General features: G+C 67.7%; 12 protein-coding genes. 11 read left to right on the top strand and 1 reads right to left on the bottom strand.

Annotated elements, in window-relative coordinates; translation table 11 throughout:
- Positions 1-117 precede the first annotated feature (117 nt).
- The gene (locus AB1281_RS04060; RefSeq protein WP_005415673.1) at positions 118-753 is read right to left on the bottom strand and encodes a LysE/ArgO family amino acid transporter; all 636 of its coding nucleotides are present in this window, start codon (positions 751-753) and stop codon (positions 118-120) included.
- A gap of 138 nt (positions 754-891) precedes the next feature.
- Between AB1281_RS04060 and AB1281_RS04055 the strand changes: the two genes are divergently transcribed.
- From AB1281_RS04055 to mdcH, 11 genes are all read left to right on the top strand, one after another.
- The gene (locus tag AB1281_RS04055; RefSeq protein WP_014036348.1) at positions 892-1,797 is read left to right on the top strand and encodes a LysR family transcriptional regulator ArgP; all 906 of its coding nucleotides are present in this window, start codon (positions 892-894) and stop codon (positions 1,795-1,797) included.
- Between the two features lie 185 nt (positions 1,798-1,982).
- Entirely contained in the window at positions 1,983-2,429 is a 447-nt protein-coding gene (locus AB1281_RS04050; protein ID WP_075675066.1) for a GNAT family N-acetyltransferase, read from the top strand.
- A gap of 183 nt (positions 2,430-2,612) precedes the next feature.
- Positions 2,613-4,313, top strand: a complete 1,701-nt coding sequence (gene mqo, locus AB1281_RS04045) for a malate dehydrogenase (quinone) (RefSeq protein ID WP_430345129.1) — start codon at positions 2,613-2,615, stop codon at positions 4,311-4,313.
- 357 nt (positions 4,314-4,670) lie between these two features.
- The gene (locus AB1281_RS04040; protein WP_430345128.1) at positions 4,671-6,863 is read left to right on the top strand and encodes a TonB-dependent siderophore receptor; all 2,193 of its coding nucleotides are present in this window, start codon (positions 4,671-4,673) and stop codon (positions 6,861-6,863) included.
- A gap of 189 nt (positions 6,864-7,052) precedes the next feature.
- The gene (mdcA, locus tag AB1281_RS04035; protein ID WP_430345127.1) at positions 7,053-8,696 is read left to right on the top strand and encodes a malonate decarboxylase subunit alpha; all 1,644 of its coding nucleotides are present in this window, start codon (positions 7,053-7,055) and stop codon (positions 8,694-8,696) included.
- A 10-nt stretch (positions 8,697-8,706) separates the two neighbouring features.
- Entirely contained in the window at positions 8,707-9,027 is a 321-nt protein-coding gene (mdcC, locus tag AB1281_RS04030; RefSeq protein WP_100471609.1) for a malonate decarboxylase acyl carrier protein, read from the top strand.
- Positions 9,024-9,932 (top strand): biotin-independent malonate decarboxylase subunit beta, encoded by a 909-nt coding sequence (locus AB1281_RS04025; protein ID WP_430345126.1) that lies wholly within the window; start codon positions 9,024-9,026, stop codon positions 9,930-9,932. Before mdcC ends, AB1281_RS04025 begins: the two co-directional genes overlap by 4 nt.
- Positions 9,929-10,639: a biotin-independent malonate decarboxylase subunit gamma gene (mdcE, locus tag AB1281_RS04020; RefSeq protein WP_075675071.1), complete on the top strand. Its 711-nt coding sequence runs from the start codon at positions 9,929-9,931 to the stop codon at positions 10,637-10,639. Before AB1281_RS04025 ends, mdcE begins: the two co-directional genes overlap by 4 nt.
- Entirely contained in the window at positions 10,632-11,273 is a 642-nt protein-coding gene (mdcG, locus tag AB1281_RS04015) for a malonate decarboxylase holo-[acyl-carrier-protein] synthase (RefSeq protein WP_430345125.1), read from the top strand. Before mdcE ends, mdcG begins: the two co-directional genes overlap by 8 nt.
- Positions 11,270-12,127: a triphosphoribosyl-dephospho-CoA synthase MdcB gene (mdcB, locus tag AB1281_RS04010; RefSeq protein WP_430345124.1), complete on the top strand. Its 858-nt coding sequence runs from the start codon at positions 11,270-11,272 to the stop codon at positions 12,125-12,127. Before mdcG ends, mdcB begins: the two co-directional genes overlap by 4 nt.
- On the top strand, positions 12,124-13,044 hold the full coding sequence (gene mdcH / locus AB1281_RS04005; RefSeq protein WP_430345123.1) for a malonate decarboxylase subunit epsilon: 921 nt from the start codon (positions 12,124-12,126) through the stop codon (positions 13,042-13,044). Before mdcB ends, mdcH begins: the two co-directional genes overlap by 4 nt.
- The last annotated feature ends 92 nt before the right edge of the window (positions 13,045-13,136 follow it).

Genomic DNA, 13,136 nt, shown 5'->3' with positions numbered 1-13,136 from the left:
GCAGGGCCGTACGTTTCCCGCCAGAGCCGGAAAAGACGACGGCACCGTTGCCGGTGCCGTCGTTGCCACTACCTTGGAGAGAGAGTCAGGACGTGGGTTCGGGGGGCGTGCGCCGGGTCAGTGGACCCCGCGCACCGCCAACATGAGGGCCAGGATGCTGAGGATCACGGCGATGGTGCCGTCGAGCACGCGCCAGGTGCTGGGCTTGGTGAACAGCGGCGCCAGCAGGCGCGCGCCGAGGCCCTGCGCGGTCAGCCACAGGCAGCTGGCAGTGACCACGCCAGCGGCGAAGGCCATGCGGGCGTTGCCGAAGTTCTCGGCGATGGAGCCGATCACCATCATGTCCAGCCAGAAGTGCGGATTGATCAGCGAGAAGCCGACCGCGGCCATCAGCACCGCGCGGCGGCTGCCGTCGTCGCTGTCAGCCTCGCCCATGCCACCGCCACCGGCGATCGCACGGCGTGCCGACTTCATCGCATACCAGGCCAGGAACGCGACACCGGTCCACAGCACGGCGGTGGTCAGCCACGGCAGCGCCGAGGTGAGCGTGCGCAGGCCGGCCACGCTGGCAAAGATGAAGATGGCATCGATGGCCGCGCAGGTGGCGACCACCGGCACGATGTGCTTGCGCAGGATGCCCTGGCGCAGAATGAAGGCGCTCTGGGCCCCGACCACGGCGAACAGGCCGATGCCGGTGGCTGCACCAGAGAACCAGGCACCGAGGCCGGTGCTGGCGGAGATGACCGAGAACATGGGATTCACTGCCTTGTATTGCTGGGGGGGACGGTGCCTCGCGAAGGCGGACAGCACCGGAACGAGCGCCATTGTCGCGCCGCAACATGAAAAAGACGAGCTAAACTTCCTAAACCAACATTAGCGGAACTTAATTCGATGCGTATCGACCATGCCCAGCTGCGCGCCCTGGCCGCAGTGATCCGCGAAGGCAGCTTCGACCGCGCCGCACACTCGCTGAATGTCACGCCCTCGGCCATCTCGCAGCGGGTCAAGGCGCTGGAGGACCGGATCGGGCGCCTGCTGGTCAAGCGCGGCACCCCGGCCACCGCCACCGCCGAGGGCCAGCTGCTGGTGCAGCTGGCCGAGCAGACCGCCCTGCTCGAACACGATGCGCTGCACCGGATGGGCCTGGCCGACGAAGACCTGCCCCAGGCCAGCATCCCGGTGGCGGTGAACCACGACAGCCTGGAAACCTGGTTCCCGCAGGCCGCCGCGCAGTTCGCGCAGGGCACAGGCACCACGCTGGACCTGCGCGTGGAAGACCAGGACCACACCGTCGAACTGCTGCGCCAGGGCACGGTGCTGGGTGCGGTGACCACGCTGGACGAGCCGGTGCAGGGCTGCCAGATCCACGCGCTGGGCAGCATCCGTTACGCGGCGACCTGTACCCCCGAGTTCCGCGAGCGCCACTTCGCCAAGGGCGTGACCGCACAGGCGCTGGCGCAGGCACCGGTGCTGGTGTTCAACCGCAAGGACGAAATGCAGTCGCGCTTCGCCCGGCGCATGGCCGGCGACGACCTGCCGAGCACCGCACCGACCTGGTGGATTCCCTCCACCCGCGCCTTCGTGCAGGCCAACCTGGGCGGCATGGGCTGGACCATGAATCCCCTGCCGCTGGTCAAGCGGCACCTGGACGCGGGCCGCCTGGTCTACGTACGCCAGCGCGCGTGGGAAGACGTGCCGCTGTACTGGCAGCACTGGAAGGGCGACGTGCAGACCATGGCCCTGCTGACCCGCGCGGTGCTGGATGCTTCCTCGGCACTGATCCGGCGCAAGCGCTGACCCATGGCGCAAAAAGGGGACGGAGGGGATTAAGTCGTATTTGCCTTGGATGTCGTATTGGCCTTAAACGGCTTAATCCCCTCCGTCCCCTTTTTCGGGGCTCCATCGGATCTCCATCGAGCCTACACACCGGGTCCATGCGCGATGCGGATACTGGCGGGCCGACCATTACAAGGATGTCCGGCATGCCCGTGTACCTGCGCGACGCCCGCCCCGACGATGCCGCCGCCTGCATCGACCTGCGCGGGCGCACCCGCGAGAATGCCTTCAATGCGGCGCAGCTGGCGGAACTGGGCATCACCGTGGACAGCTGGGCGGCCGGCATCGCCCACGGCGATTCGATCGGCCGCATCGCCTGGGAGGGCGAGCGCATGGTCGGCTACTGCTTCGCCGACCACGACAGCGGCGAGGTGCTGGTGCTGGCCCTACTGCCGGAGTACGAGGGCCGCGGCATCGGCCGCCAGCTGCTGCAGGAAGTGGTCAGCCTGACCCGCGATGCCGGCCACCGGCGCCTGTTCCTGGCCTGCTCGGCCGACCCGCGTTCGCGCTCGCATGGCTTCTACCGCCGCCTGGGCTGGCGTCCGACAGGCGAGATCGATGAGGCCGGTGACGAGATCCTCGAGCTGGTCTGAGCCGGGCGTGGTCCCGGCGCTTCGCGTGACGGTGCCGCGAAACGTCGGATGCTGCGTTGCATCAAAAACGGACCGGATCCGGTTAGAATCGCGGATGGATGCTGCAAGGCGTTGTTTCTTCACGCCCTTTCCCTGCCCCATGCGCATCCTGAACTCCTCCCCTCCGCCAACGATCCCGCCCCCATGAAGAAATTTGGCAAGGCCCTGCTCGCCCTGCTCGTGCTGCTGTTGCTGGCCGCCGCGCTGTTCCTGTACTGGCCGCTGACCCAGCGTTCGGTGCCCGCCGCCAGCAACGACAAGCCCGTCGATGTTGTGCTGGTCGGCGCCGGCATCATGAGCATCACCCTGGCCACCTACCTGCAGGAACTGCAGCCGGACTGGAACATCCAGGTCTACGAACGCCTCGACGGCGTCGCCGGCGAAAGCTCCGACGGCTGGAACAACGCCGGCACCGGCCATTCGGCGTTCGCCGAACTGAACTACACCCCGGAACTGCCCGACGGCAGCATCGAAACCAAGCGCGCGGTCGGCATCGCCGAATCGTTCGAGGTTTCGCGCCAGTTCTGGTCGCACCAGGTGAAGGAAGGCCGGCTGAGCCAGCCCAGCGACTTCATCAACCCGACCCCGCACATGAGCTTCGTCTGGGGCGATGACAACATCGCCTACCTGCACAAGCGCCAGCAGGCCCTGGTGAAGAACCCGCTGTTCTACGGCATGCAGTACTCCGAGGATCCGGCACAGATCAAGCAGTGGGCGCCGCTGCTGATGGAAGGCCGTGACCCGAAGCAGAAGGTCGCCGCGACCTGGATGCCGCTCGGTACCGACGTCAACTTCGGTGTGATCACCCGCCAGCTGACCACCGGCCTGCAGCGCAGCCCGAACTTCAGCCTGCACCTCAACCATGAGGTGAGCGCGCTGCGGCAGAACGCCGACAAGAGCTGGAACGTGACGGTGAAGGACCTGAAGGCCGGCACCGAGACCACCACCCACACCCGCTTCGTGTTCATCGGTGCCGGTGGCGCCGCGCTGAAACTGCTGCAGATGTCGGGCATCCCGGAATCGAAGGACTACGCCGGCTTCCCGGTCGGTGGCCAGTTCCTCGCCTTCCAGGGCCAGGACGTGACCTCGCGCCATGGCGTGAAGGCCTACGGCATGGCCGAGACCGGCTCGCCGCCGATGTCGGTGCCGCACCTGGATGCGCGCAAGCTGGACGGCAAGCCGGTGGTCCTGTTCGGGCCGTTCGCGCTGTACAGCACCAAGTTCCTCAAGCACGGCTCGTGGTGGGACCTGTACTCCTCGGTCACCCACAACAACGTCGGCCCGATGCTGGAAGTGGGCAAGGACAACCTGGACCTGGTGCAGTACCTGATGGGCCAGGCACGCTTGAACGATGCCGACCGCCAAGCCGAACTGGTCAAGTACTTCCCCAATGCCAAGCCGGGCGACTGGAAGCTGGTCACCGCCGGCCAGCGCGTGCAGATCATCAAGCGTGATCCGCTGAAGGGCCCGGTGCTGCAGTTCGGTACCGAGATCGTGACCGACAAGGACCACACCATCGCCGCCCTGCTCGGCGCGTCGCCGGGTGCGTCGACCTCGCCGCCGATCATGCTGGACCTGATGGCCAAGGCCTTCCCGGACCAGATGAAGGCCGGCTGGGAAACCCGCCTGCGCGAGATCGTGCCGTCGTACGGGCGCAAGCTCAACGACAGCGCCGCGCTGGTGAACGAGATCCGCACGCTGACCAGCCAGACCCTGCACCTGCCGTACCTGGAGGTGCCGGTGGACGCCAATACGGCGGCTCCTGCCCCGGCGGTAGTGCCTGCAGCAGTTCCGGCGCCGACCAAGGAAAAGCGCAATGCCAACGAGGAACTGCAGGCGCTGTAAGCCCGCGCGTTCCTTTCGATGCAGACGGACGGCCACCTTCGGGTGGCCGTTTGTTTTTTTGCGAGGTGGGTCGGATCCCTACCCGCACTGGAAGGCTCTGACCTGCGCCTGGGCGCCGATGATGGGGTCAGAGCCCATTGCCTGCGGCAACGGGATCCGACCCCGGCCCGCCACTGCTCTGCGCCGGGAAGCCCCTGCACAATGACGCGAATTGTAATGTTGTTAAGAATTATTTACATTTGCATCCTGCGCAGTGACCGCGCCTCTCCCCAGATGGACCTGACCGTGCCCGAAGCCGCCGCCCCGGGTGCTGGACGACTGTTGCCGCCCTCCCCGCCTCCACGTTTCGAGCCCACCATGTCCCTGACCTTCCGTACCCGCCTGCCCCGCCGCGCGCTGCTGCCGGCCGCCCTGCTTTCGTCGCTGGCCCTGCTGGCCACGCCCAGCGCGTTCGCTGCCGCCGATGGCGCGGCCGACGCCAAGACCCTGGACCGGGTGAGCGTGCGTGCCGAGCAGTCGGCACCGCCGGCCAGTACCACGCGCCTGCCGATCACCCTGCAGGAAACCCCGCAGTCGGCCACCGCGATCAGCCTGCAGCGCCTGCAGGACGAATCACTGTTCAGCATCAACGATGTGATGCGCAACGTCACCGGCGTCAGCGTGTCCTTCTATGACACGCAGCGCCCGCTGTACTACGCGCGTGGCTTTGCCATCACCGACTTCCAGGTCGATGGCATTCCCACCTACAGCGGCTCCACCAACCAGGAGTACGACACCGCCTTCTACGACCGCATCGAAGTGATCCGCGGTGCCAACGGCCTGCTCAGCGGCGCCGGCGTGCCGTCGGCCACGGTCAACCTGCTGCGCAAGCGCCCGGGCAAGGAATTCGACGCGTCGTTCGCGGTCAGCGCCGGCAGCTGGGACTACCGCCGCATGGAGGCCGATGTAACCGCGCCACTGACCGATGACGGCCGCTTCCGCAGCCGCGTGGTCGCCGCCTACACCGACCGCGGGCTGTACTACGACCGCTACAAGGAAAACAAGATGGCCGGCATGGCGGTGCTGGAAGGCGATGTCACCGACAGCACCACGGTCACCGTCGGTTACCAGACCCAGGACAACAACCCGACCGGTTCGACCTGGGGCACCGTGGCGTTCTTCGACAACCAGGGCAACTTCGCCCATCTGGCGCGCTCGACCAACCTGTCGCCGAAGTGGAGCTACTGGAAGCGCGAGAGCAGCACCGCGTTCGCCAACCTGGAACAGCGTTTCGGCGACAACTGGCTGCTGAAGATCAACACCGCCTACACCCGCGGCAACGTGCAGAACGTGCGCCTGTACGGCACCGGCAACCCGGACCCGGTGACCGGCTCGGGCATCTACCTGCGTGCCGCTGCCGGTGATTCGAAGGACACCCGCCGCAATGTCGATGCCTACCTGACCGGCAGCTTCCCGCTGTTCGGCCGCGACCACGACCTCACCGTCGGCGCGCAGTGGTCGGACCTGGAAGGCACCACCAACACCCTGGCACTGAACTTCCCGGGCGACTGGGCAACCTGCGGGCGTGAGCGCTGCTACTACATCCCCAACGTGTTCAACTGGAACGGCGACATCTCCGAGGTGACCTACACCCGTACCGGTGCACGCCGCGTGGCCAAGACCACGCAGAGCGGCGTCTACCTGGCCACCCGCCTGCGCCTGGCCGATCCGCTGTCGCTGATTGCCGGTGCACGCCTGAGCCGCTGGGAAACGCTCAGCCGCTCGTACAACGCCGCCGGCGTCTACACCGGCACCAGCGGTGCCTACAAGGTGAGCGATGAAGTCACCCCGTACGTGGGCCTGGTCTACGAGATCACGCCGAACGTGTCGGCCTATGCCAGCTACACCGAGATCTTCAATCCGCAGAACTACAAGGACCGCAACGAGAACCTGCTGGCGCCGGTACAGGGCTCGAACCTGGAAGCGGGCGTCAAGACGCAGTGGTTCAATGGCCGCCTGACGGCCAATGCGGCGGTGTTCGAAGCCAAGCAGGACAACTACGCGGTGCGCGACATGAGCGTGCCGGAAGGCACGCTGAGTGATGGCAGCTCGGCCTACATCGGCATCAACGGCACCAAGGCGCGCGGCTGGGAGATGGACGTCAACGGCGAGATCCTGCCGGGCTGGACGGTCAATGCCGGCTACACCCACGTCAAGGTGACCCGCGCCGCCACCGACCTGCTGTACGCCAATCCGCCCGAGGACCTGCTGCAGCTCAACACCCAGCTGCAGCTGCGCGGCGCACTCAAGCGCCTGAGCATCGGCGGTGGCGTGCAGTGGCAGAGCAAGGTGCAGGGCTACAACATCGCCTACCCGCTGGGAGGCACGGTGACGGTGAACCAGCCGGCCTACTCACTGGTGCAGTTCAACGCCAACTACCGCATCAGCGACAACTGGACCGCGACCCTGAGCGTGCGCAACGCGCTGGACAAGACCTACTGGGCCAACCTGGACTACAACAACTTCGGCGAGCCGCGCTTCGTGTCGGCCAGCCTGCGCTGGAAGTTCTGAGCGACCCGCGACCCGGTGGGTGCCTGGTGGGTGCCGACCGTTGGTCGGCACGCCCTCCGCCACGACCCACGGTCGTGGCCTATCTGAATGGGCCCGCCTCCGCGCGGGCCCTTTCATTTGCTGCAGCGCGGGTTGCACGGCCATCATAATTATGCCGTAATTATTTCAACGCCAATCGGAAGCCGGTCGATGAACCCGAGCTGGGATACGTTGGAACGCAGCCGCCAGGCCCGCCTGCAGCGGGCCGCGCCATGGGCCCGGGGCCGCGAGGTGGCTGCCAGCGACGTCGGCGAACTGCTGCATGCGCTGCTGGAACCCGGCGACAAGGTCTGCCTGGAGGGCAACAACCAGAAGCAGGCCGATTTCCTCGCCCAGGCCCTGGCCGCCCTCGACCCGGCGCGGGTGCATGACCTGCACATGGTGCAGTCGGTACTGTCGCTGCCCTCGCACCTGGACGTGTTCGAGCGCGGCATCGCCTCGAAACTGGACTTCTCGTTCTCCGGCCCGCAATCGGTGCGTCTGGCCAACCTGGTGGCCGAGGGCCGCATCCAGATCGGTGCCATCCACACCTACCTGGAGCTGTTCGGCCGCTACTTCATCGACCTGACCCCGCGCGTGGCCCTGGTCGCAGCACAGGCCGCAGATCGGCACGGCAACCTGTACACCGGGCCGAATACCGAAGACACCCCGGTGATCGTCGAGGCCACGGCGTTTGGTGGCGGCATCGTCATCGCCCAGGTCAACGAGATCGTCGACACCCTCCCCCGCGTCGATATTCCTGCGGACTGGATCAACTTCGTGGTGCAGGCGCCGAAGCCGAACCACATCGAACCGCTGTTCACCCGCGACCCGGCGCAGATCTCCGAGATCCAGGTGCTGATGGCGATGATGGCGATCAAGGGCATCTACGCCGAGTACGGCGTGAACCGCCTCAATCATGGCATCGGCTTCGACACGGCCGCCATCGAACTGCTGCTGCCAACCTACGCCGAATCGCTCGGGCTGAAGGGAAAGATCTGCCAGCACTGGGCGCTCAATCCACACCCGGCACTGATTCCGGCGATCGAATCGGGCTTCGTCAAGTCGGTGCATTCGTTCGGTTCCGAACTGGGCATGGAGAAGTACATCGCCGCGCGCAGCGATGTGTTCTTCACCGGTGCCGATGGCTCGATGCGCTCCAACCGCGCGTTCTCGCAGACCGCCGGCCTGTATGCATGTGACATGTTCATCGGCTCCACCCTGCAGATCGACCTGCAGGGCAACAGTTCCACTGCCACCCGCGACCGCATCGCCGGCTTCGGCGGCGCACCGAACATGGGCTCGGATGCACGCGGCCGCCGCCACGCCAGCGACGCCTGGATCAAGGCCGGCCAGCAGGCCGCGCGCCCCGGTGAGATACCGCGTGGCCGCAAGCTGGTGGTGCAGATGGTGGAAACCTTCCGCGAGCACATGGCACCGGCCTTCGTCGAACGCCTGGACGCCTGGGAACTGGCCGAACGCGCGGACATGCCGCTGCCGCCGGTGATGATCTACGGCGATGACGTCAGCCATGTGCTGACCGAGGAAGGCATCGCCAACCTGCTGCTGTGCCGTAGCCCGGAAGAACGCGAACAGGCGATCCGCGGCGTGTCCGGCTATACCGCCGTGGGCCTGGGACGCGACCGCGCGATGGTGGAGAACCTGCGCGACCGCGGCGTCATCCGCCGCCCGGATGACCTGGGCATATCCGTGCGCGATGCCAGCCGTGACCTGCTGGCGGCACGTTCGGTGAAGGATCTGGTGCGCTGGTCCGGCGGCCTGTACGACCCGCCCAAGCGCTTCCGCAACTGGTAAGGGGCTGAGCATGGAAACCCTCGACTATCGATTCGAAGGACGGACCCCGGTGCAGTTCCCGCGCGATGCGGTACTGGTCGGCGTACTGGCCTCGGGCAACCTGGAAATCCTGCTGGAACCGGCGGCATTGGATGGCGCGATGACGGTGCGCATCATCACCGCCGCGCAGGGCTTTGGCCGCGTCTGGGAAGCGGTGATCGGCGATTTCGCACAGCGCCATCCGCTGCGCGATGTACGCATCTCGATCAACGATGCCGGCGCCACGCCGGCGGTGGTCAGCCTGCGCCTGGACCAGGCGGTGGAAACGCTGCTCGCTGGAGATGCACGATGAACCGGACGCCGCGCCACAGCTACTACGAAGCCGACGCCCGCGAGCGTATCGCCGGCCTGGTCGACGCCGGTTCGTTCCGCGAGTTCCTCGGCCCGGCGCAACGCATGATGAGTCCGCACCTGGCCCAGCTCGACCTTCCTGCGGCATTCGACGACGGCATCGTCGTCGGTGAAGCCACGCTGCGCGGCAAGCGCGTGCTGCTGGCCGCGCAGCAGGGTGAATTCATGGGCGGTGGCGTGGGCGAAGTGCACGGTGCGAAGTTGACCGGCCTGCTGCGCCGTGCAGCGGCGACCCGGCCCGACGGCGTGTTGCTGCTGCTCGATACCGGCGGCGTACGCCTGCACGAGGCCAATGCGGGGCTGATCGCCATTTCCGAGATCATGCGCGCCACCCTGGATGCGCGGGCTGCGGGCGTCCCCGTGCTGGCGCTGATCGGCAGCGGCAACGGCGCATTCGGTGGCATGGGCATCGTGGCCCGCTGCTGCAGCACGGTGATCATGTCCGAGGAAGGCCGGCTGTCGCTGTCCGGGCCGGAGGTGATCGAAACCGTACGCGGCGTGGAAGAGTTCGATTCCCGCGATCGCGCGCTGGTCTGGCGGGTAACGGGAGGCAAGCACCGCTATCTGATCGACCAGGCACAGGTGCTCGTGCCCGATGCCATCGAGGCCTTTGCGCAGGCGGCATTCGATGCGCTGCAACCGGACACCGCCAGCACCGATGCCGAGGCTGCATTGAATGCCCTGCAGGCTCGCCATGCCGCACTGAAGGCGCGCGTGCAGGCGTGGGGCGGGTGCCGCGATGGTCTTGAGATCTGGTCGCTGCAGGGCATCACCGAACCCGAGCGCCTGCCGCTGCTGGACACCGGCGATTTCCTCGCCGCCACTGCCGATCGGAGCCTGCCATGAGCCTTCCGCTGCACGCGCTGCTCGATGCCCTGTTCCCGCGTGGCCACGCCGTTGCCGTGGAGGACTCGGTACTGACCGGAACCGCCACCACCGACGACGGCGAGGTGACCGTGATCGGCACTGCCGACAAGCTCGAGGTGGGCGTGGACCACGCACTGGCACTGGCCGAAACCGTGCTGTCCAGCACCGCCGCGCATCCACAGCGTCCGATCGTGATGCTGGTCGACACCGCCGGCCAACGCCTGGCACGCCGTGACGAACTGCTCGGCATCAACGGTTACTTCGCGCACCTGGCGCAGACGCTGGATCTGGCACGCCGGCGCGGTGCGCGGCTGGTGACGCTGGTCTATGGCGAGTCGGTCAGCGGCGGCTTCCTCTCGTTCGGCTTGATGGCCGACCACATCCACGCCCTGCCCGATGCCCAGGTGCGGGTGATGGACCTGCGCGCGATGGCCCGGGTGACCAAGCAGCCGCTGGAGAAACTGCAGGCGCTGAGCCAGACCTCGCCGGTGTTCGCACCCGGCGTGGAGAACTACGTGGCGATGGGCGCGGTGGATTCGATCTGGAACGGCGACCTGGCCGCATCCCTGCTGCAGGCGCTGCGTACGCCCGCCGATGGCGATCGCCGCGCCGTGCGCGGCGCCGAACGTGGCGGTCGCATGCTGGCCGCACGCGTGGCTGCAACCGTGAGCCAGGGCGATGCCTGAGCGGCTGCCCCGCCATACGCTGGTCTGGCTGTCAGCGCACGCCGGCTGGCAGGCGGACATCTCTGCGCATGAGCCGCGCCTGGCCGACTGGTTTGCGCAGGGTCTGCCGGCCATCGTCGCCCGGCGCGCCGCCGACGATGCCGATCCCCGCCTGCGCCTCGGCGTACCGCTGCCCCCCGCCGAGGGCAAACTGCGCCTGGCCCTGCGCGTGCCGGCACACGATGTGATGCGCACCGCGCCGCCACCGACACTTCAGACGGTGCTGGAAGGCGACCTTGTGCAGGACTGGCAGCGCCCCCTGCAGGCACTGCAGGACATCGCAGAGGCACGCGTATTCGGAGCGTTTGCCTGGCAGTACCTCACTGGACTGCACTATGTGCACGCGCGCTCGGACATCGATCTGCTGTGGCGGATCGACACCACCGCGCAGGCCGATGTCCTGGCTGCAAAGCTGCAGGCATGGGAAGCCGGATACGGTCGCCGGGTCGATGGCGAGCTGTGCCTGGCCGACGGCGCCGCCGTGAACTGGCGGGAGTACGCGGGACGCAGCCGCGAGGTACTGGTCAAGCGCCCGGAAGGCGCCGCACTGGAACTGCGCGAGTCCGTGTTCGCCCCCGCCGGGGTGAGCGCATGAACGCCGTCGCGCAACCGATTGTCCGGCCGGCAGCGGCCGTGGACTGCGCGCGCCTGGGGCGCCTCGCCGTTGCCAGCCTGCATGCGGAGCTGGCCCTGGCACCCAAACCGGGACTGGTCACGCCGTTCGACCGCGGCAGCCATCACGACATGGATGCGGGCACGTTCCTGCGCAGCCTGTTCGCGCTGCGCCACTATTTCACCGCCGTGGCCCACCTCGGTGCAGCCGGGGCGGACTTCGATGCGCTGCGCCGGTGTGGCATCGCCGCCGAAGCGGCGATGCTGCGCGCGACCGCCGGCATCAACACCCATCGTGGCGCGGTCTTCAGCCTCGGCCTGCTGGTGGCGGCCGCCGCGGACTGCCGCTCCCGCCTGGGCCATGCCGCCACCGGTGAGCAGGTCTGCCTGGAGGTACGTCGTTGGGCTGCGGATTTCGCGCACGCGCCGCTGGATGCAGGCAGCCCCGGCCAACGTGCGCGCGCCCTGCACAAGGTGCCAGGCGTGCGCGAACAGGCCGCCGCCGGTTACCCGCTGTTGCGCCAGGTGGCGCTGCCCAGCCTGCGCCACGCGCTGGCCAGTGGCCTGCCACGCGAAGCCGCGATGTGCCACACGCTGATGCAGCTGGTCGCACACACCGACGACCTCAACCTGCTGCATCGCGGCGGTGCGGAAGGCCTGCGCTGGGCACAGCAGCAGGCCCACCGCTTCCTGGCCGAAGGTGGTGCCTTCGCACACGATTGGCAGCCACGCCTGCAGCACATCGCCGATGCCTTCGTTGCGCGTCACCTGAGCCCCGGCGGCAGCGCCGACCTGCTTGCCTGCAGCCTGTTCCTGTTGCAACAGGAGGGCGCATGAGCCTTGGCCTGCTCTGCCCCGGACAAGGCGCGCAACATGCGGCGATGTTCGATCGCGTGCGCGACCTTGCCAGCGCGCGGCCGCTGCTCGATGCCACGGGCGAACTACTGGGCCGCGATGTATTCGCCGCCGCGGCGGCCGGCGACCGTTTCGACAATGTGCAGGCGCAGCCCTTGCTGTGCGCGGCCAGCCTGGCGCATTGGCAGGGCCTGCGCGACGTCTTGCCAACACCGGCGCTGATCGCGGGCTACAGCATCGGCGAGCTCGCCGCACATGCCATCGCCGGCAGCTTCGATGCCACCACCTGCCTGGCCCTGTCCGCGCAGCGCGCGCGCCTGATGGATGCCGCAACCCCGGAAGATGCCGGGCTCCAGGCAGTCCTGGGACTGGACCGCACTGCCGCGCAGCGCTTGTGCGATGCGCATGGTGCCTTCATCGCGATCGCCAATGGCCACGACCACTTCATCGTAGGCGGCGCACGGCCGTCGCTGCACGCGTTGGCGCTAGACGCGCAGGCATGCGGCGCGGAAACCCGTCCCTTGCCGGTCCATGTGCCCGCGCACACGCCGCTGCTGGCCAGCGCAGTGGCACCGTTTGCCGCCGCACTGGACGCTGCGCAGGTGCAGGCGCCGCGGCTGCCCCTGCTGGCCGGCGTCGATGCCCGCCCAGTGCGGGATCGCGCTGCAGTGGTGCACACGCTGTCGGCGCAGCTGGCACAGACCATCGAATGGGCGCAGGTGATGCGCCAGGCCTTCGAGCGTGGCGCGCGGGTGTTCCTGCAGCTGGGCCCGGGCAACGCCTTGGCGCGCATGGTCGCGCCGGCCTATCCGTGCTGCGAAGTGCGCGCGGTGGAAGAGTTCCAGAGCCTTGAAGGCGCCGCGACCTGGGTCCGCAGTGCGCTGGATCGGCTGCAGTAACGGGTTCGAGCAGTACGTATCACGCAACACGCCGTACGTCGCCTTACCCCGGGATGGCGGGTCTCCATCCGCGCTGTACGTGAGTCACGTGT

This window comes from Stenotrophomonas sp. NRRL B-14846 (genome assembly GCF_050473585.1).
Taxonomy (GTDB): Bacteria; Pseudomonadota; Gammaproteobacteria; order Xanthomonadales; family Xanthomonadaceae; genus Stenotrophomonas.
Note: the sequence above shows the minus strand (reverse complement) of the source record. Positions and strands in the feature narration are given on the sequence as shown.